This window comes from Methylobacterium oryzae (assembly GCF_021398735.1).
In the GTDB taxonomy this organism is placed as follows: domain Bacteria; phylum Pseudomonadota; class Alphaproteobacteria; order Rhizobiales; family Beijerinckiaceae; genus Methylobacterium.
This window is the reverse complement of the sequence record NZ_CP090349.1, coordinates 5,896,674-5,916,026: the sequence shown is the minus strand read 5'-3', so window position 1 is coordinate 5,916,026 and position 19,353 is coordinate 5,896,674. Positions and strand designations below refer to the sequence as shown.

Below are 19,353 nucleotides of genomic sequence, written 5' to 3'. Positions count from 1 at the left end.
GGGGCCGGCATCGTAGCCGACCGGGCCGCCCGTGTCCGGTCCGGCGCGCACGGCTTGCGGCGCCCGCCGCGCGTTCACGATGCGGCCAGGACCGGGCAGCGGCGACGCGTTCGCGGCCGCGCGGGCCCGGAATCGGGGGCCGTCCCGGCCTTCCGTCCGATCCGGTAACGCTTTTCAAAGCCGACCGTGGCGTCTATCCGTGCGGACCGGTCGTCGCCCCCGGTCCGGCCCGCGGGCCGCGCGGGATCCCTTCGGGCGACTCGATCGCCGCAGGGGCGGCCGAGGACTGGGCGGCCGAGAACCGGGCGGCCGGGAACCGGCAGCCCCGACCGGGGCCCCGGCCCGCAGACGTCCGCATTTCCGATCCGCCCGCCCGGAGCGCACCATGTCCTCCCCGACCTCGCCCACCCTGACTCTCGACGGCCTCGACCTCGCCGCCTTGCTCTGCTCCCGCGTCTGCCACGACGTGATCAGCCCCGTCGGCGCGATCGTGAACGGGCTCGAGGTCCTGGAGGACGACCAGGACGAATCGATGCGGACCTTCGCCCTGGAGCTGATCGGGAAGAGCGCCCGTCAGGCCTCGGCGCGGCTGAAATTCGCCCGCATCGCCTTCGGGGCCGCCGGCTCGGCCGGCGCCTCGATCGACCTCGCCGACGCCGAGAGCGTGGCCAAGGGCATGTTCTCCGACGAGAAGACCAAGCTGACCTGGAGCGCCCCGCAGGCGCTGTTCCCGAAGAACAAGGTCAAGCTCCTGCTCAATCTCGTGATGGTCGCCACCTCGGCGATTCCCCGGGGCGGCCTGATCGACGTCGTCGTCTCCGGCGACGGCGAGGCGCCCACGCTGGTGCTGAAGGCCAAGGGCTCGCATGCCCGCATCCCGCCCCACGTCGAGGAGCTGATGGCCGGCAGCCCCGAGAGCGGCACCGTCGACGCCCACGGCATCCTGCCGTTCTACGCGGGCCTCGTGGCCCGGGCCGCCGCCATGGATGTCCGCTTCGCCATCGAGGGCGATGAAGTGACTATCACCGCCACGCCCGCAGTGATCGACGCGTCCGAAGACTCCGATGGAGAAGCTTCGGACACGGCGCTGGCGTGAAACTCTGAAAAAGGTGCCGCGCGGGGCCGGGATGGAAACGCTTCCCTAACCCCGCGCGAGTAAGTAGGTTGCGCGAGACCTTCTCCGCGTAACGAGTAGCGCCTATGGACGACCTGCTTCGCGAGTTTCTGACCGAGAGCGGGGAGCATCTCGACACGGTCGATGCAGAATTGGTTCGATTCGAACAGGATCCGAACAACGAGACTATTCTGCGGAACATTTTCCGACTCGTGCACACGATCAAGGGAACCTGCGGGTTCCTCGGACTCCCGCGGCTGGAAGCTCTGGCGCACGCCGCCGAGACCTTGATGGGTCGCTTCCGTGACGGGCTGCCCGCCACGTCGGATTCCGTCACCCTGATCCTGCTGACGCTGGACCGGCTGAAGGCGATCCTGGCCGATCTGGAGGCCACCGGCACGGAGCCCGCGGGCTCGGACGACGACCTCATCTCCGCCCTGGAGCGCATGGCCGAGGGCTCGCCGGAGCCGGAGGCCGCCGCCCCGCCGCCGCCGCCCGAGCCGGTCCTGCCCGATCCGGTGGTCCGCGAGCTGAAGCCCGGCGAGGTCTCCCTGGACGACCTAGAGGCCGCCTTCCTGGCCGCTCCTGGTCCGGACGAATCGGACTTCCTCCCGCCGCCGGCCCCCGTGGCCGCGATGCCCGCCCCCGCGGCCGCCGTCGCCCCGGCGCCCGCGCCCGCCGTCAGCGCGGCGCCCAAGGCCGAGAAGAAGCCCGAGCCCGTCGAGGCCGAGAAGACCGAGAAGGCCGAGCCGGCGCGCGCCGAGAAGGTCGAGGGCGCCGAGGGCGAGACGACCGCCGCCGCCAAGAACCAGACCATCCGGGTGAACGTCGACACGCTCGAACACCTGATGACGATGGTCTCCGAGCTGGTGCTGACCCGCAACCAGCTCCTCGAGATCGCCCGCCGGCACGAGGATTCGAGCTACAAGGTTCCGCTGCAGCGCCTGTCGCACGTCACCGCCGAGCTGCAGGAAGGCGTCATGAAGACGCGCATGCAGCCGATCGGCAACGCGTGGCAGAAGCTGCCGCGCGTGGTGCGCGACCTCTCGGCCGAACTCGGCAAGCAGATCGACCTCGTGATGGTCGGCAACGAGACCGAGCTCGACCGCCAGGTCCTCGAGGTCATCAAGGACCCGCTGACCCACATGGTCCGCAACTCGGCGGATCACGGCCTCGAATCGACCGCCGAGCGCGTGGCGGCGGGCAAGCCCGCCCGCGGAACGATCCGCCTCGCCGCCTACCACGAGGGCGGCACGATCACGATCGAGATCGCCGACGATGGCAAGGGCCTGAACCTCGCGGCCATCCGCAAGAAGGCGGCGGAGCGCGGCCTCGCCTCCCAGGCCGATATCGAGCGGATGACCGACGCCCAGGTCGCCAAGTTCATCTTCCACGCCGGCTTCTCGACGGCGGCGGCGGTGACCTCGGTCTCGGGCCGCGGCGTCGGCATGGACGTGGTCAAGACCAACATCGAGACCATCGGCGGCCTGATAGACATCGCCACCACCGCGGGTCGCGGCACCACCTTCACCATCAAGATCCCGCTGACGCTGGCGATCGTGGCCGCCCTGATCGTCCGGGCCGGCGAGCACCGCTTCGCCCTGCCGCAGGTGGCGGTGCTGGAGCTGGTCCGGGTCGATGCCGGGGCGCAGCGGGTCGAGCACATCAACGGCGCGCCGGTGCTGCGCCTGCGCGAGCGGCTGCTGCCGATCGTCTCGCTCACCGGCCTGCTCGGCCAGACGAGCCCGGGCGCGGAGACGGACCAGGCCGGCTTCGTGGTGGTCGCCCAGGTCGGGCGCGAGCGCTTCGGCATCCTCGTCGACGAGGTCTTCCACACGGAGGAGATCGTCGTGAAGCCGATGTCGGTGAAGCTGCGGCACATCCCGATGTTTGCCGGCAACACGATCCTCGGCGACGGCGCCGTGGTGCTGATCGTCGATCCGAACGGCGTGGCCCGTCAGGTGGCGCAGGGCGTCCAGGGCAGCGGCGGCCACATCGACGCCGACGCCGACGAGGCGGTCGAGATGACCGACACTAAGACCACGCTCCTGGTGTTCAAGGGCGGCCAGGGCAGCTTCAAGGCGGTGCCGCTGTCGCTGGTCACCCGTCTCGAGGAGATCGAGTGCGCCAAGGTCGAGTGGCTTGGCGGCCGCGCGCTGATCCAGTACCGCGGGCGCCTGATGCCCCTGGTCCCGGCCGACGCGGCGATCACCATCAAGTCGGAGGGGACGCAGGCCCTGGTGGTGTTCTCCGACGGCGAGCGCGCCATGGGTCTCGTGGTCGACGAGATCGTCGACATCGTCGAGGAGCGCCTCGACATCGAGATCGCGGCGGACCGGTCGGACCTGATCGGCTCGGCGGTGCTGCGGGGCCGGGCGACCGACATCATCAACATCGCCCACTTCCTGCCGCTGGCCTACGACGACTGGGCGCGCGGTCTCAAGCGGCCCGAGCAGATCTCCACGGTCCTCCTGGTCGACGACTCGGCCTTCTTCCGCGACATGCTGAGCCCGGTGCTGAAGGCCGCGGGCTACCAGGTGGTCACGGCGTCGAGCGCCGAGACGGCCCTGTCGACCCTCCAGTCCGATCCGCAGATCGAGGTGGTGGTCACCGACCTGGAGATGCCGGGTCGCAGCGGCTTCGACCTCGTCGCCGCGATGCGGCGGGCCGAGCCGCGCCTCGCCGGGCTCCCGGTGATCGGCCTCACCGGCGCGATCGGCGCCGACGCGGTGGAGAAGGCGCGGGCGCTGGCGATCAGCGACCTCGTGGCGAAGTTCGACCGCAGCGGCCTGATCTCGGCGCTGGCCGAGATCGGCGCCGCCACGGTGTCGAAAGCCGCCTGAGCCGCCGCGCCGCCCGCCCCGGGCGATCGACCCCGGCCGATCGCTCCAAGCCGATCGACCCAGGCCGATCGACCCAAGCCGATCGACCCAGGCCGATCGCGACGATCGCGACGAACGAATCCGGAGAGTTCCGATGCAGGCTGCCAACGCCAACACCAGCGGCGCCACCACCAACGGCGCCGAGACCGGCGCCACCGACGACTTCGTCACGGTCTTCGTCGGCGAGACGCTGTTCGGCCTGGCGATCGAGCGGGTCCACGACGTCTTCGTCCCGTCGGGCGTGACGCCGGTTCCCCTGGCGCCGGCCGAGATCGTCGGCCTGCTGAACCTGCGCGGCCGGGTCGTGACGGCCATGAGCCTGCGCCGGCGCCTGGGCCTGCCGGACGCGGAGGCCGAGGCGGACGGCAGCAAGGCCAGCCCGAAGATGGCGATCGGCCTGGAGCAGGCCGGCGAGACCTTCGCGCTGGTGGTCGACGGCGTCGGCGAGGTGCTCAAGCTCGGCGCCGACAGCCGCGAGGCGGTGCCGATCAACCTGGATCCGCGCTTCCGCGACCTCGCCACCTGCGTCCACCGCCTCGACGGCCGGCTCCTGGTGATCCTCGACGTGGACGCGCTCCTCGGCTTCACGCCCGCCGGCGCCAAGGCGGCTTGAGGGAGAGGTCGATGAAGGCGCCCCACGAGACCACCTGCCTGGTGGTGGACGATTCCGCGGTGATCCGGAAGGTCGCCCGGCGGATCATCGAGGATCTCGGCATGAATGTCAGCGAGGCCGAGGACGGCAGCGCCGCCCTCGAGGCCTGCGCGGCCAGCATGCCCGACGCCATCCTGCTCGACTGGAACATGCCGAACATGGACGGCTACGCGTTCCTCCAGGCACTGCGCCAGAGCGAGGGCGGGGGCGCGCCGAAGGTCCTGTTCTGCACCACCGAGAACGACGTCGGGGCGATCGCCCGCGCCCTCCGGGCGGGGGCCGACGAGTACATCATGAAGCCCTTCGACCGCGACATCCTGACGGCCAAGCTCGAACAGGTCGGTCTCGTCGCCGACGCGGCCTGATCGCCCGCTCCCTGACCCGCGGCCCGAGCCCCGCGACCCTGCACCCGAGGCAATCATCATGGCCCTGAGTCCCGCGGTCGCCCCGCTGCGCACGCCGCCAACCCAGAGCACGACCTCATCGGCCACGGCGATCCGTGTGCTCGTGGCCGACGACTCGGCCGTGGTGCGCGGCCTCGTGGCCCGCTGGATCGGCGAGGCCGGATTCGAGCTCGTCGGCACGGCTTCCAACGGCCGGATCGCCCTGGAGCTGATGGCCAAGCACGACCCGGACGTGGTCCTGCTCGACATCGAGATGCCGGAACTCGACGGCACGACCGCGCTGCCGCGCATGCTCGCCATGAGCCCGAGCGTGCAGGTCGTGATGATGTCGACCCTGACGACGCGCAACGCCGATATCTCGCTGAAATGCCTCGCCCTCGGCGCGGTGGACTACATCGCCAAGCCGGAGAGCAGCCGCGGCGTCACCACCTCGGACACGTTCCGGGTCGAGCTGATCGAGCGCGTCCGCGTGTTCGGCTCCGCCCGCGCGCGGAACCGGCGCCCGTCCGCCGCGCCCGCCGGCCACGCGCCGGGCTACCACGCCGCGCCCGCGCCGGCGGCCGTGCCGGCCGCGGCGCATCCGGCGCCGGCCGCCGCGGCGCGCCCCGCGACTCCCTTCACGCTCCGGCCCAAGGTCCGCAACCGGACCCAGCCCCGCGCCCTGCTGATCGGCTCCTCCACGGGCGGCCCGCGGGCCGTGGGCGAGATGCTGGAGGGCATCGGCGCCGCCGCCCTGCGGCGCCTGCCGGTCCTGATCGTCCAGCACATGCCGCCGATCTTCACGGCGGTCTTCGCCGAGCATCTGGCCACCCGCACCGGGCTCCCGGCGGCGGAGGGCAAGGCCGAGGAGCGGGTCGAGCCGGGCCGCATCTACGTCGCCCCGGGCGGCCGCCACATGGGGCTGGCCGGCGGGGCCGGCGGCCCGATCATCAAGCTCACCGACGGCCCCCCGGTGAATTTCTGCCGCCCCGCGGTCGACGTCCTGTTCAAGGACGCGGCGGTGGTGTTCGGCGCCGCCACCGCGACCGTGATCCTCACCGGCATGGGCTCGGACGGGACCAACGGCGCCCGGGCGCTCACCGAGGCCGGCGGCCCGGTCCTCGCTCAGGACGAGGCCACCAGCACGGTCTGGGGCATGCCGGGCAGCGTCGCGCGGGCCGGGCTCGCCGAGGCCGTGCTGCCGTTGCCCGAACTCGCGACGGCGCTGCGCGCCCTGATCACGGGGCAGCCGGCATGACCGAGCTCGAGTTCGAATTCCTGCGCACCTTCCTGAAGCAGCGCTCCGGCCTCGCGCTGACGCCGGAGAAACGCTACCTCGTGGAGAGCCGGCTGACCCCGGTCTGCCGCCGCTTCGGCCTCGCCAGCCTCGGCGACCTGATCGGCGCCCTCAAGCTCGCCCAGAACAGCACGATCGAGCGGGCCGTGGTCGAGGCCATGACCACGAACGAGACCTTCTTCTTCCGCGACCGGATCCCCTTCGACCTGTTCCGCGACACGCTCCTGCCGGACGTGCTGGCGCGCAATGCCGGCCGCCGCCGGCTGCGGATCTGGTGCGCGGCGGCCTCGACCGGGCAGGAGCCGTACTCGCTGGCCATGCTCCTTCAGGAGGCGGCGCCGCGGCTCGCCGGCTGGCAGGTGGAGATCGTCGCCACCGACCTGTCCACCGAGGTGATCGAGAAGGCCAAGCTCGGGCTGTACAGCCATTTCGAGGTCCAGCGCGGCCTGCCGGTGCAGTGGCTGATCAAGTACTTCACCCAGGTCGGCGAGCAGTGGCAGATCGCTCAGAGCCTGCGCAGCATGGTGGATTACCGCCAGCTCAACCTGCTGCACAGCTTCGCCTCGCTGGGCCAGTTCGACGTGATCTACTGCCGCAACGTGCTGATCTACTTCGACGCGCCGACCAAGTCCGACGTCCTGGCGCGGCTCGCGGCGCAGCTCGCCCCGGAGGGCGCGCTCCTGCTCGGCGCCGCCGAGACGGTGATCGGCCTGACCGACCGGCTCTCGCCGAACCCGAAGCACCGCGGCCTCTACGGCCACGCCGAGGCCGCGGCGCGTCCGGCCGAGGCGCCGCCGCTGCGCATGGCCGCGAGCCTCTGAGCGGCGCGACCGGGATCCCTGGTCGTGCCCCGGCTCCGGGCCGTCCCCGAGTCCGCCAGCGCGACGGGAATCCGGGCGATCCCGGAAACGCGGCCTTAAGAACCGCGTGGGTAATTTGCACACGGACCCGCCGCCGGGCGAATCCGGCTCATCCGTGACCCGAGCCCCCCATGAGTACCGTCTCGTCCACCGCGACAGCACAGCTCGCCGCGCAGCGATGGTCGCCGCCTGCGTCGCCCCAGACCCGGATGTCCAACACGATCAGCAGCGCGCTGTCGGCCGGCACGATCAGCAGCACCGACGCGACGGCCCTCGCGGGCGCCTTGAGCAGCATCGATAGGAGCCTGTCGTCGACCAGCGCTGCCTCGACCAGCGCGACGAGCCGGTCCGGGCTCGACCCGTCCTCGATGAAGGACCGGATCGACGGCCTGATCGCCGATCAGGTCAGCAGCGGCAGCCTCACCGCCGACCAGGCCACGGAGCTGAAGAACCTGTTCGCCAGCCACGGCCGGAGCACCCAGAGCGCGGACGCCACTGGCGACGGGACTGGCGACGTCGCCGGCCCGGACGGCCCGCCGCCGGGGCCCCCGCCCGGCCCGGCGCCGACGGACGCTGCGGGCAGCGCCGGGAGCGGGGCGTCGGTCTCCGCGTCGGCCTCGACCTCGACTTCGACCTCGACCACCGACGCGGCGCGCACGACGAACGACCTGCTATCCACCTTCATCCAGCAGCTCCAGAGCGGCCAGTCGGGCCGCGTCGGCTACGGGGCGAGCGGCACCGCCAACAGCGGCGCCGTCTCGGCGCTCCTCCTCGACTTCCGCAGCTGAGGCCGGGGACGCGCCCGGCGGGCCTCCCGCCCGGTGCATCGCCCGCCTGCGCGCGGCCGGGGTCGACCCCGGCCGCGCGACGCGGCATCACAGCGCCGGACAAGCTCGGGAGAGACGGCATGGCGGCAGGAACGGGAACCGGATTGCCCAAGGTCGCGTTCATCGGCACGGGCGGGACGATCTCGTCCCTCGGCCGCGATGCCCTCGACATCCTCGACTACACCGCCACCGACCGGCGCCTCGAGGCCGGCGCGATCCTGGACGCGGTTCCGGAACTCGCGACGGTCGCCGCGGTGGTGCCGGTGCCGTTCCGGGCGGTCCCGAGCCCGGCGATCGGGTTCGCCGAGTGGCGCGACCTCGTCCAGCTGTGCGAGCGCCTCGCGGCCGAGCACCCGGACCTCGCCGGCATCGTCATCGGGCACGGCACCGCCACCCTGGAGGAGACCGCCTACGCGCTCAGCCTCACCCTGACGGTGGATCTGCCGGTGGTGCTGGTCGGCTCGCAGCGGCCGATGAGCGCCCTCTCCACCGACGCCAAGCTGAACCTCGTGGCGGCCGTGCGCACGGCCGCGGCGCCCGCCTCCCGCGGGCGCGGCGTGCTGGTGGTGCTCAACGACGAGATCCAGGCGGCCCGCGAGGTGACCAAGACCTCGGTGGCCCGGCTCCAGACCTTCCGGACCCCGGATTTCGGCGTGCTCGGCCACGTCGACGGCGAGTCCGTCCGCTACTACCGCCGCTCCGAGCGGGCGCACGCGCCGGGCACGCCCTTCGACATCCGGACCCTGCCGGCGCTGCCGCGGGTCGACGTCGCCTACGGGTACGCCGACGCCGACGGCACCGCGGTCCGGGCCTTCCTGGCCGCGGGCGCGCGCGGCCTCGTCGCGGCCGGTCTCGCGCCGGGCATGACCCCGCCCGCCGAGGCCGAGGCCCTGGAGGCGGCGGCGGCCGCAGGGATCGTGGTGGTGATGTCGACCCGGGCCGGCAGCGGCGTGGTCCCGCTCACCACCCGGCTGCGCAGCCGCGGCATCCTCAGCGCCGACAACCTCACCCCGCAGAAAGCCCGGATCCTGCTCGCCCTGGCGCTGACCGTCACGGCGGAGCCCGAGGCGGTGGCGCGGCTGTTCGCGACCTACTAGCGACGCGTCCCGGGGCCGGTCGCCCGCCCCGCCGAGCCCTCAACGCCCCCTTCCGGCCGGTCCCGGACGGTCCCCTCCGCGCGCGAACCCTGTCGCGGCCCGTGGCGCGCGCCCGCGATGTCAGCCGGCCATGCGGGCCGCATGTGCGATTTGGTCCAGAAAGTCCTGCCGAGCTCGGTTAGGTCAAAGATCAGTCCGGTGCAGTCCAGCCGAAGGGTTTTTCGCCCGGAAGACTGTCAGCGGACGAAGAAGGTTCGGGAACACGCCTTCAGCATTGCGGAAGATGCTCGGGATCGGCTTCCGCGCAGGGCATGACGGTTCGCGTGCCCGCACAGGGATTCACGGCCATGCGCGCGACATCCATCGTCTCCATGTCTCTGGCGCTCTCGGTCCTGTCCGGGCTGGGCGCACAGGCGGAGACCGCCGGGAGCCTCTCCACGACGGCCGTCAGCGGCAGCGCCGCCGCGATGTACAATCTCGGAATCCTCTACATCAACGGCCAGGGCGTGAAGCAGGATTTCGGTACGGCCGGACGCTGGTTCGAGAAGTCGGCCGCCGGCGGTGACGTCGACGCCATGCTCAACCTCGGCAGCCTGTACTACAACGGCCAGGGCGTGAAGCAGGACTACGCCGCCGCGGCCGCGTGGTTCGAGAAGGCCGCCCTGGCGGGCAACGCCGAGGCCATGAACAACCTCGGCAGCCTCTACGATGCCGGCCAGGGCGTGACGCAGGACTACGCCACCGCGCGCAGTTGGTACGAGAAGGCGGCGGCCGCCGGCGCCGCGTCGGCCCTGTACAATCTCGGCCTACTCTACGCCAACGGTCAGGGCGTCGGGCAGGATTACGGCGCGGCCGCGTCCTGGTTCGGGAAGGCCGCCGCCGCCGGCAACGTTGACGCGATGAACGCCCTCGGCAGCCTGCACCTCAACGGTCAGGGCGTGAAGCGGGACGCCGCCGCGGCCCGCCACTGGTTCGAGCGGGCGGTCGCCGGCGGCAACGTGGACGCGATGAACAACCTCGGCAGCCTCTACCTGAACGGCCAGGGCGTGAAGACGGACGCCGCCGCGGCCCGCCGCTGGTTCGAGAAGGCGGCCGCCGCCGGCCACGCGGAGGCGATGAACAATCTCGGTTTCCTCTACGTCAACGGTCGCGGCGTGAAGCAGGATTTCGAGGCCGCCCGGCGGTGGTTCGAGAAGGCCGCCGGCGGCGCCGCGGCCGCGAACGTCCCCGGCGACATCGCGCTCCGCTAGAGCCGTTCCCTGTCGGTTCGGGACGGAGGTGATCGCCGGGCCCGTGCCGAACGAGGCACCGGTGCCCTCTTCCGCGAGGGAGAGGGGGCCTGGCGCGGCTGCCGGGACCGGAGTTGCCGCCCTTCCCAACCGTTGCAAAACGATCGAGAGCGGCTCTAGGGCGGGGTCGCGGTCGGGGCGCGCACGTGTCATGCCGGCGGGCGCGGTCCCCACCGGACCGGATGGGGCGAGGATACGGCTCGGATGGGGCCAGGATGGGCCCCCTCCGTCTCCGACGCGACCCATCCGCAGGGACCAGACATCGATGCCGCTGATCGACCCCGCCCGCTCGCTCCTCCTCGTCATCGACGTTCAGGCCCGGCTGATGCCGACGATCGCGGAAGGGGACGGGGTCGTCGCCAATGCGGGCCGCCTCCTCGCCGCCGCGCAGCTGCTCGACGTCCCGGTCCTGGTCACCGAGCAGAATGCCGGCGGCCTCGGGCCGACCGTGCCGGCCCTGGCGCCCGAGCCCGGGACGGCCTTCGCGAAGATGAGCTTCGGCGCGACCCGGACGCCCGGCTTCCTCGAGCGCCTGCCCACGGATCGCGACCTCGTGGTCAGCGGCTGCGAGGCGCATGTCTGCGTGCTGCAGACGGTTCTCGGGCTGCGCGAGTCCGGCCGCCGCGTCGCCGTGGTGGCCGACGCCGTGGGCTCGCGGCGGATCGAGAACCGGGAGGCCGCGCTCGCCCGGATGGCGGCCCACGGCGCCGAGATCGTAACGACCGAGATGGTGGCGTTCGAGTGGCTCGGCACGGCGCGGCACAGGCGGTTCCGCGACGTCGTCAGGCTCATCAAGTAGGCGCCGCGGCGGTCCTCGCCGCGGCGCGCGCCTCAGGAGCCGTCGAGGGCCGCGCGGGTCTGCGGATCGGGTCCGATGTCGTCGGTGCCGGTCATGCCCAGCACCTCGATCAGGCGGGTCCGGGCGCGGCTGACCCGGCTCTTGATCGTGCCCACCGCGACGCCGCAGATGGCCGCGGCCTCCTCGTAGGTGAAGCTCTGGGCGCCGACCAGGACCAGCGCCTCACGCTGGGCCGGCGGCAGCCGGTTCAGCGCGCTCTGGAACTGCGCCATCTCCATCCGGATCTCCTGCTCGGGGAGGGCGGTCAGGCGCCCGGCATGGAGGCCGTCGGCGTCCTCCACCTCGCGCTTGCGCTTGCGCTGCTCCGAGTAGAACAGGTTCCGCAGGATCGTGAACAGCCACGCAGTCAGGTTGGTCCCGCGGCGGAAGCTGGCGGCGTTGACCCAGGCGCGCACGAGCGTGTCCTGCACGAGGTCGTCCGAGCGGTCGAGGTCGTAGGTCAGCGAGAACGCGAAGGCCCGCAGCGCCGGGATCGCCCCCAGCAGGAGGTCGCGCATCTCCGCGTCGGCGCCCCGGGGGGCCGGACCGGATCCGCTCCCCGCGGGGGCGGCTTGCAGCATCAGGGTCATCGCGAGGCCTCCGTGTCGGAGTGTGCGGCGAGCTCGTCGAGCAGCGTCCGGAGCCGGTCCGGGATCGGCAGGGCCAGGACGCCCGCGTAGTGCAGGCGCAGGCCGCGCCCGATCCGGTCCCGCGCGCCGTCGTCGATCGGCCGGCCGGGTCCGCCGACCGGCACCGGGCGTGATGCGGCCGCGGCGCCCGGTCCGGCCGGGTCCGCCGCGCCGGCGGAGCCCGGAATCCCTGGATCGTCCTCGGTCCCTGACATGGTCGCGCCCCCCGGTCGTGCGCGATGGGGCCCCGAGGGGCCCGGCGGTCCGCCGGACCGTTGTCCCCATCGGTTCGGCGAAGACGCGTCTCATCGCCTTCCGGCAGCGCTGGTAGGCGCGACGGATTTAATCGGTTCTGAACCCTGCATTCATCCAATTTTAATCTTGAAATAGCCCAGCTTGCGCCGAATTTAATCCATAAAGTCTCAGATACAATTCAGAAATACTTGTGTTCAGCTTGGCCGTGGCGACACTCGTCCTCCGTGCCTGAACGCGGGATGAGCGCACCGCGCCCCCGGCCAAGCGCGCCGCGACGGCCCCGCTCAGAGCTTCACGCCCTCGAGATAGCCGCGGTTCCAGGTCGGGCTGATCAGGATCTCGTTGACGCAGACGGAGGCCGGCAGGCGGGCGACGAACAGGATCGTCTCGGCGAGATCCTCCGGCTGGAGCATGCGCCCGCGATCCTCCGCGGTGACCGGGACTGGCCGCTTGTCGAGGAGGGGCGTCGCGACCTCGCCGGGGCAGATGCAGCAGGACCGGATGCCGTGCCCGCACTCCTCTTGGTTCAGGCTCTCCGAGAGCGCCACGAGCCCGTGCTTGGCAGCGGAATAGGCCGGTCCCGTCAGCTTGGAGACGTAGCGGCCGGCCCAGGAGGAGACGTGGATGATCAGGCCGCTCCGCTGCGCCCGCATGGTCGGCAGCACCGCCCGCGCCGCGTAGAAGGGGCCGTTGAGATTGACGCCGACCACGGCGTCGATGCCGGCCGGCGTGATCTCGCTCCAGCCGCGCTGCGGCACGTTGAGGCCCGCCGAGTTCACCAGCAGGTCGCAGCGCCGCCACGCGGCGTGAACCGCCTCCCAGGCGCGCTGCACGTCGTCGGCCACGCCCATGTCGGCCGGGGCGACCAGCGCCTCGCCGCCCGCAGCGCGGACCATCTCCGCGGTGCGCGCGAGGGCCTCCTGTCCCCGTCCGGTGAGCGCGAGCCGCATGCCGGCCCGCGCCAGAGCGACGGAGGCCGCCTGCCCGATCCCGGATCCAGCCCCCGTCACCCAGGCGACCTGCCCTTCGAGCGCGCGCATCATGGCGTTCGGCTCCCTCCCTACGGCTTGGCGACGAGCGGGCAGCCGCCCTCGGCGAGGGGGCGGAAGGCCTGCTCGGCGGGGATCGTCTCCAGCACCTTGTAGAGGTCCCACGGGCCCTTCGACTCGGACGGCGCCTTCACCTCGAACAGGTACATCGGGTGGATCTTGCGCCCGTCCGCCCGGACCACACCCTTGCCGAACAGCGGGTCGTCGGTCGGGTTGGCCTTCATCCAGGCCATGGTCTTCTGCGGGTCCGTCGACTTCGTCGCCGCTACGGCCTTCAGGTAGTGCAGGAGCCCGGCATAGACGCCCGCGTGGTTCATCGTCGGCATGCTGTTGCCGTTGCGCGGGTAGAAGCGCTCCGAGAAGGCCCGGGTCTCCGGGTTGAGATCCCAGTAGAACGACTCCGTCAGCACGAGGCCCTGCGCGGTCTGCAGGCCGATCGCGTGGACGTCGACGGCGTAGATCAGCAGGGCGGCGAGTTTCTGGCCGCCGTCGGTCAGCCCGAACTCGTGCGCCTGCTTGACCGCGTTGACCGTGTCGCCGCCCGCGTTGGCCAGACCCACCACCTTCGCGCCCGAGGCCTGCGCCTGCAGCAGGAACGAGGAGAAGTCCGTGGCGGGGAACGGGACCCGCGCGGCGCCCAATACGCGCCCGCCGCCCGTATCGATCACGGCCTTCGCCTCGTTCTGAAGGGAGAGCCCGAAGGCGTAGTCGGCGGTGAGGAAATACCACGTGTCGCCGCCGCGCTTGAGCATGGCGCCGGCCGTGCCGTGCGCCAGGGCGTAGGTGTCGTAGGTCCACTGGATCGTGTTCGGCGAGCACTGCTTGCCGGTCAGCTCCGTGGTGCCGGCCCCCGAGTCGATGAAGACCTTGTTCTTCTCGCGGGTGACCTGACTCACCGCCAGCGCAACCGAGGAGGTCGGCACGTCGAGGATCGCGTCCACGCCGTCGCGGTCGTACCACTGGCGGGCGACGGCGGCGCCGATATCGGGTTTGTTCTGGTGGTCGGCCGAGACGATCTCGACCTGCACGCCCGGCTCGGTCTTGGCGAAATCCTCGACCGCCATCTGCGCGGCGACGACGGAGCCCTTGCCGCCGGTATCGGCGTAGACGCCGGACATGTCGTTGAGGACGCCGACCTTGACGCGGATCGGCTCGGCAACGGCCGGCCCGGCGAGCGCGGCGAAGCCGATCGCGACCGAGAGCACGCAACTCCGGATCGACGCCATGGCAGACCGTCCTCCGCGGCAGTTTCTGTCTTTCGGCCAGGAGGGCACGCTGGCATCCCAGCGTCAAGCAGCGGTCCGCGACCGGATCCGGGAGCGGTGAGACAGGCCGGCGCCAGATGTGTCGCGGCGGCGGTGCCGACGGAATCGGGCCGGAACTCCCACCCGAGACCGGCCCGTCGCGACATCGGGATCGGCGCGGTGGCGCGGCCTCAGCCGACGCGCTGTGCCGGACGACGGTCACGCCCCACGGGCGCGAGGCCCGGCCTCGGCGATCGAATGTCGTGGTGCCGGCGGAGGGGATCGAACCCCCGATGAACGGCTATTTCACCGTCATATTACCAGTAGTCTCAGGGCAGACGACTTGAGAGAGACAATCCTACAGACCGTATGTGTGAGAGTTTGGTGTGATCGTCAAGGGCAATCCAGGGCTATCGTCCGATCTGGGCTTCTCGGATCCAAGGGCGGCTGAACAGGCCACGATCGTATCATGACCACAATAGCAAGGATCAGTGAGGCAGGATCGTATAATAGTTATATCGACCGCTTGCCCCGGATTCTGACTGACTTAGAAATAACAGTTATTCAAAACAAAAATCTAGCGTTGCGAAGATATTACCTCGAGTGGGGTTTACACACTTATAATATTGAGTTATAAGATGGGCATACCGCAGCGATGTCCGGCGGTTGCAATCACGGCCTCAAACTCCATTGGGGCCCATTCCCGAACTGACGCTCAATCATCATGCTCCGATTAAGGCGGGGCCATCATTTTGCGCGCCTATTTACCGAGTGAAGTATGTTATTACGATTTGTGTCCGGCCCAACATCCAGCAACAAGACTGGTGTGATACTAGAGGAATCTGGAAGACGATACCTGAATGGGCTTAAGTCACTGATAGTTGGTCCGTCAACGGATACCTGTGACGAATATCAGAGCCGCTTCAATGCCCTGTTCCCCGCAATACCTCTGGAAGTCTACCATTCGAAACGAGAGCGGCCTGAAAGCAAGGGCTCTATCCGCGTCGACGTTGAAAGGGCTCTGTTGGATGTATCTCTAGGCTCTGGCCGGGTGGTAGCAATCTGCCATGCCACCCTTTGTAACCTGTCGCCTGCTTTGGACTTGAGTGATTGGCATTGCTACATTGACGAAACACTTGATGTTTTTCATCCCGCCGAACTTAATCTTCACGATAGTCATCAGTTGTTCACCAACAATCTCAGGTCAATATCGGACGGATCCCCTTACGCACGTCTGGTGTCGACCAACAATACAGCACTGACAGCGATTGTAGAGAACCGAAATAAAGACGCCTACCGGGAGCTTGTTAGGGGCACGGCAGAGAAGATTATCAATCCCCATTTCGATTGCTTCACGCTTAAGTCGGATTACGACAAACTCATTCAGCGCAAAGGCAAGAATGGAAAGCTGTATTGCATCTCAGTCTTGCACCCTCGGCTGATCTCCGCTTTCGGTGGTACTACTGTCTTCTCTGCACGGTTCCAAGAGAGTCTACATTATCATCTATGGGAACAAGAAGGCGTGAAATGGGAGGAAGATACCACTCTAACTGCACGCCTTAGGTTCAACAAGCATGATGGCTATGGGCAGACCAAGATCTATTGGGGGCTTGAGAGAAACTACTCTAAAGCAACCCGCAATAAGAACACAGAGTGGTACGGCGGATTCATATCGGCAGCGAAAGAGGTCATGGGCCAACGAGAGCACATCAGCCTGGAAAACAATGACATCAAACACACAAGCGTTCTATCTAAAGCGAATAAAAGTTGTATGATATCGGGTCGCTCGCACGGACTGAACAAGTACCGCCATATTGACCACGCCATCATCGTTCCAGCAACGAACTACTCACCGGTGGCTGGCAGATTTCTTGCTAAAGAGTATAAGTTCTCGCGTGATAAACAGGCAATCTCATTCGCTTGTCACAATATCTATCAAGCAATCAGCCGAACTTCGATGCGTGACGGTGATATGAGTCGTGAACGGATATGGGTGGTTCCGTCTCAGAGTCATGCGGAATGGTTGTCACGCATCTTTGAGGGATCAACATGTATTTCGCTGTCGCTCAATCAGCCTTTGGCCGGTAATCGTGGAAGGCCCAGTTTGTTCAATAATGATAATGACCGAAAGAACCAATCCCGCATTGTCAAGAAGAACAAGGTGAGGCAGATCAATGAGTTTATTGACCGAATCGGCGTGGACATGATGGAGAACGTCGCTTTCTTTCATGAATCAGATGGCGACGATAATACCTTAAATAATATAGATCATTTCGTCGCACATTATAGATCCACTTGGTTTGAGACACTTAAAAGAAGCGATGGTAAGGTCATAGCTAAGAAGGAAAACTCCTACATCAGTTGGCTCAAGAGACAGAGCAACAAGTCATATCCAAGAAAAGACGACGTGCTTCTTGTGTCCCCGGCGTTTTACAATCCACTATGGGTCGGAAGCAAGGGAAAGCGAAGCAAGCTCAATGTCGTGTTCGCCTCCGGTTTCATGTTAGACTTCGATAACAGTGAACTAGAACCGACACAGCTAGCAGACATATTCAGTGACTTACAAATGGTAACATACTCGACATACAGCAACTCTCCAACCGATCTTCGTTATCGGCTTTACATTCCAACGACTCGGCCGATGTTCATACCCGAATACACCGCGATCATCCAGGCTCTTATCCAGACCATTGAGGATGCGGGTTATCAAGGGAAAATCAAGGGAACGGCGAAGCCGAACGGGAGTGGAAGCGCCAGCGAGAACGACCGTTTCAGCATAGGAGGCAACCGCAAGAGACACGGCATCGATATGAGTAAAAGGGGGCCCTATTCCCTCTTTCATCTCCCATGCCGCTCACCGTCCGGGCAAAGTTTCTTCAATCATCACTCAGGGCCCGGGAGAACACCGCTCGACGTGAATCAATGGCTCCTGTCACTTCCACCTATCGAGGAACCGGAACCACAGAGCGTCGCATTCAATAACAGTTATATCGAAGATCTTCACGGCCTCACAGAACACCAAAGAATCGGCATCGAAGAAGCATTGAATGAATGGCTCAGAACTGGAACGTTGCCCGGTGAAGGCCATGATGGCATATTCGTACTGTATGGGCGACTGAGAGACCTAAATCTTCCTCTGGAACATATGTGGGAGCACTTGAGGTATGCTGCAAGGACGGCCAGATCGCCTGCTGAAAGACTTAAACAGGTTGATCGCCTAATGGATAATCTGAAAAACTACAGGCTCAAGTACTTCACAGGCGACGCGGCTTAGTTTTCCAACTCATATTGACCAACCATTCGGAGGGCGCTGGAAAAAGTATCGACGCTTTAGTTGGCGCCCTTCATCATTACACAAAAATATCGATCATTAAGGACATTAAATCAGTGATAAACCCTGATTACGACCTCATTTCAAAAAACTTCCACATCCGACCGTGCGACAGGACTAGCGATTCTACGTACATTCTACGCATGATGGTGTTCAGGGCAGCTAGTGAAGCGGATCGTCGCTACTACTTGAACGCTGGGGAGAAAGCAAAGGAATACAGGCGCCTGTCATATGAGCTGGATGAGTTAGCTCACGACATCGAACACTATCTGGATGAGACAGGGCAGATCAAACCTCAGCACCTGACGTTGATGTTCGAAGCCCTCATTCTTGCGCGCTATCTGATCCTGTTAGATCAATGGGAGACGGACATCCTCTACGAAAATCTAATGATGAACCTAGTTTACCCTCGGAAGAATGGTTGGCCAGTCGACCTAGCTGCATGATTTAACGACATCTTTAGCACCAAGGACTATCCAATATGCTTTCCGGATAGTCCTTGGTGCCTGTGAGGTCCTGTAGAGCAATGGGTTTTCTTCGATACCAGTAGTATGATGAGGCGCCATCTCAGTCGATCACTTCATCAGCCATGGCTATTATATTCTGCTGGAACTGAAAACCTATGTTCTTCGCAGCCTCCATGTTGATGACCAAGTGATATTGCCTGGGTTGATAGATAGGAATGTCGCCGGGATTTTCGCCTTTGAATATCATCGCAATCTGATCTGCTGCCTTGGTCCAGATATCCGCAATGTCAAGATCGTGTGCCATCAGACCACCGTCGGTAACATAGGTCCGGTATGGGTACAGAGCGGGCAATCGATTATCCTGTGCCAACTTGATTATGAGTTTTCCCTGAGTCCGGTTCTCGGCGGCGCTACTCACTAATATGGCATCCGACCGCTTTGATACTTCCGAGAACGCCTTGGTATACTCAGTTCCGCCGTGAGGATTTTCAACAGGTGGTCCAATCAGTTCAACGCCTGTTTTCTCAGCCGCGGCCTTCACCCCTAATCCTACTGCTGTTGTCCATGTTGAATCCGGAGCAACAAAGAAGACCTTGGACATGCCCGGTACAGCTTCTTTGAGCAGCGTGATTCGTTTCGCCCAAATATCGATTCCCGGGTCCACGGATGCGCCGGTGATGTTGCCTCCTGGGTGTGAAACAGAAGTAACTAGACCATAAGCAACTGGATCACTCATCACTCCGACTATCGGGATAGTGCGCGTCAGCTTGCTCAGATGCGAGACCGTCTTACCGCTTATTGCAAGTATCACAGTCGGTTTGGTTAGGACAACCTCGGCGGCTAGTTCCCGCAACTTCTCTGTTGAACCTAACGCCGAATAGCGCCCAACTTCGAGGTTCTTCCCCTCGACATAGCCGAGTTTCTCAAGATGTTTCAAAGCGTTGCCGACAAGGTTGCTACTGTTTACTGTAAGATTTCCAGTTGGTTCTGATGGGTGTAGGACGGCCAGCCTATGAACCGTTTCACCTTGGACGGCTTTGGCTCGGTCTTGATAAGCAAGACAGATGAGACCTGAAACGAGAAACTGTCGGCGCTTCATCGCTGGCCTGCCGCATCGCATGGGACACTCGCGGAGAAGC

17 protein-coding genes are annotated in these 19,353 nt (G+C 66.4%); 12 read left to right on the top strand and 5 right to left on the bottom strand.

Annotation, left to right across the window (positions count from 1 at the left end; all coding sequences use genetic code 11):
* Nucleotides 1–385 precede the first annotated feature (385 nt).
* From chpT to LXM90_RS28190, 10 genes are all read left to right on the top strand, one after another.
* Entirely contained in the window at nucleotides 386–1,096 is a 711-nt protein-coding gene (gene chpT / locus LXM90_RS28235) for a histidine phosphotransferase ChpT (protein ID WP_020094375.1), read from the top strand.
* Between the two features lie 104 nt (nucleotides 1,097–1,200).
* Nucleotides 1,201–3,957, top strand: coding sequence for a hybrid sensor histidine kinase/response regulator (locus LXM90_RS28230; protein ID WP_234081377.1), 2,757 nt, complete (start codon nucleotides 1,201–1,203; stop codon nucleotides 3,955–3,957).
* 133 nt (nucleotides 3,958–4,090) lie between these two features.
* Nucleotides 4,091–4,609 carry a chemotaxis protein CheW gene (locus tag LXM90_RS28225; RefSeq protein WP_020094377.1) on the top strand — a complete coding sequence of 173 codons (519 nt, stop codon included), beginning with the start codon at nucleotides 4,091–4,093 and terminating at the stop codon, nucleotides 4,607–4,609.
* Between the two features lie 11 nt (nucleotides 4,610–4,620).
* Nucleotides 4,621–5,013: a response regulator gene (locus LXM90_RS28220; RefSeq protein ID WP_012320961.1), complete on the top strand. Its 393-nt coding sequence runs from the start codon at nucleotides 4,621–4,623 to the stop codon at nucleotides 5,011–5,013.
* A gap of 58 nt (nucleotides 5,014–5,071) precedes the next feature.
* On the top strand, nucleotides 5,072–6,289 hold the full coding sequence (gene cheB, locus LXM90_RS28215; RefSeq protein WP_103986160.1) for a chemotaxis-specific protein-glutamate methyltransferase CheB: 1,218 nt from the start codon (nucleotides 5,072–5,074) through the stop codon (nucleotides 6,287–6,289).
* The gene (locus tag LXM90_RS28210; protein WP_020094379.1) at nucleotides 6,286–7,149 is read left to right on the top strand and encodes a CheR family methyltransferase; all 864 of its coding nucleotides are present in this window, start codon (nucleotides 6,286–6,288) and stop codon (nucleotides 7,147–7,149) included. Before cheB ends, LXM90_RS28210 begins: the two co-directional genes overlap by 4 nt.
* Nucleotides 7,150–7,397: 248 nt before the next feature.
* Nucleotides 7,398–7,976, top strand: a complete 579-nt coding sequence (locus tag LXM90_RS28205; protein WP_234081375.1) for a hypothetical protein — start codon at nucleotides 7,398–7,400, stop codon at nucleotides 7,974–7,976.
* 119 nt (nucleotides 7,977–8,095) lie between these two features.
* Entirely contained in the window at nucleotides 8,096–9,112 is a 1,017-nt protein-coding gene (locus tag LXM90_RS28200) for an asparaginase (RefSeq protein ID WP_042671733.1), read from the top strand.
* A 347-nt stretch (nucleotides 9,113–9,459) separates the two neighbouring features.
* Nucleotides 9,460–10,362 (top strand): tetratricopeptide repeat protein, encoded by a 903-nt coding sequence (locus tag LXM90_RS28195; protein ID WP_234081372.1) that lies wholly within the window; start codon nucleotides 9,460–9,462, stop codon nucleotides 10,360–10,362.
* A 304-nt stretch (nucleotides 10,363–10,666) separates the two neighbouring features.
* The gene (locus tag LXM90_RS28190) at nucleotides 10,667–11,200 is read left to right on the top strand and encodes an isochorismatase family protein (protein WP_020094384.1); all 534 of its coding nucleotides are present in this window, start codon (nucleotides 10,667–10,669) and stop codon (nucleotides 11,198–11,200) included.
* Nucleotides 11,201–11,232: 32 nt separating this feature from the next.
* On the opposite strand, the gene LXM90_RS28185 is transcribed toward LXM90_RS28190, so the two are convergent.
* From LXM90_RS28185 to LXM90_RS28170, 4 genes are all read right to left on the bottom strand, one after another.
* Nucleotides 11,233–11,829: a sigma-70 family RNA polymerase sigma factor gene (locus tag LXM90_RS28185; protein ID WP_020094385.1), complete on the bottom strand. Its 597-nt coding sequence runs from the start codon at nucleotides 11,827–11,829 to the stop codon at nucleotides 11,233–11,235.
* Nucleotides 11,826–12,083 (bottom strand): NepR family anti-sigma factor, encoded by a 258-nt coding sequence (locus LXM90_RS28180; protein WP_042671734.1) that lies wholly within the window; start codon nucleotides 12,081–12,083, stop codon nucleotides 11,826–11,828. The genes LXM90_RS28185 and LXM90_RS28180 overlap by 4 nt, the downstream gene beginning before the upstream one ends.
* A gap of 324 nt (nucleotides 12,084–12,407) precedes the next feature.
* Nucleotides 12,408–13,166, bottom strand: coding sequence for an SDR family oxidoreductase (locus LXM90_RS28175; protein ID WP_234081370.1), 759 nt, complete (start codon nucleotides 13,164–13,166; stop codon nucleotides 12,408–12,410).
* Nucleotides 13,167–13,183: 17 nt separating this feature from the next.
* On the bottom strand, nucleotides 13,184–14,398 hold the full coding sequence (locus LXM90_RS28170; RefSeq protein WP_042671735.1) for an ABC transporter substrate-binding protein: 1,215 nt from the start codon (nucleotides 14,396–14,398) through the stop codon (nucleotides 13,184–13,186).
* A 796-nt stretch (nucleotides 14,399–15,194) separates the two neighbouring features.
* Here LXM90_RS28170 and LXM90_RS28165 point away from each other — a divergent pair.
* The gene (locus LXM90_RS28165) at nucleotides 15,195–17,690 is read left to right on the top strand and encodes a hypothetical protein (protein ID WP_234081368.1); all 2,496 of its coding nucleotides are present in this window, start codon (nucleotides 15,195–15,197) and stop codon (nucleotides 17,688–17,690) included.
* 200 nt (nucleotides 17,691–17,890) lie between these two features.
* Nucleotides 17,891–18,193 (top strand): hypothetical protein, encoded by a 303-nt coding sequence (locus LXM90_RS28160; RefSeq protein ID WP_234081366.1) that lies wholly within the window; start codon nucleotides 17,891–17,893, stop codon nucleotides 18,191–18,193.
* A 121-nt stretch (nucleotides 18,194–18,314) separates the two neighbouring features.
* On the opposite strand, the gene LXM90_RS28155 is transcribed toward LXM90_RS28160, so the two are convergent.
* On the bottom strand, nucleotides 18,315–19,313 hold the full coding sequence (locus LXM90_RS28155) for an ABC transporter substrate-binding protein (protein WP_234081364.1): 999 nt from the start codon (nucleotides 19,311–19,313) through the stop codon (nucleotides 18,315–18,317).
* Nucleotides 19,314–19,353 lie beyond the last annotated feature (40 nt).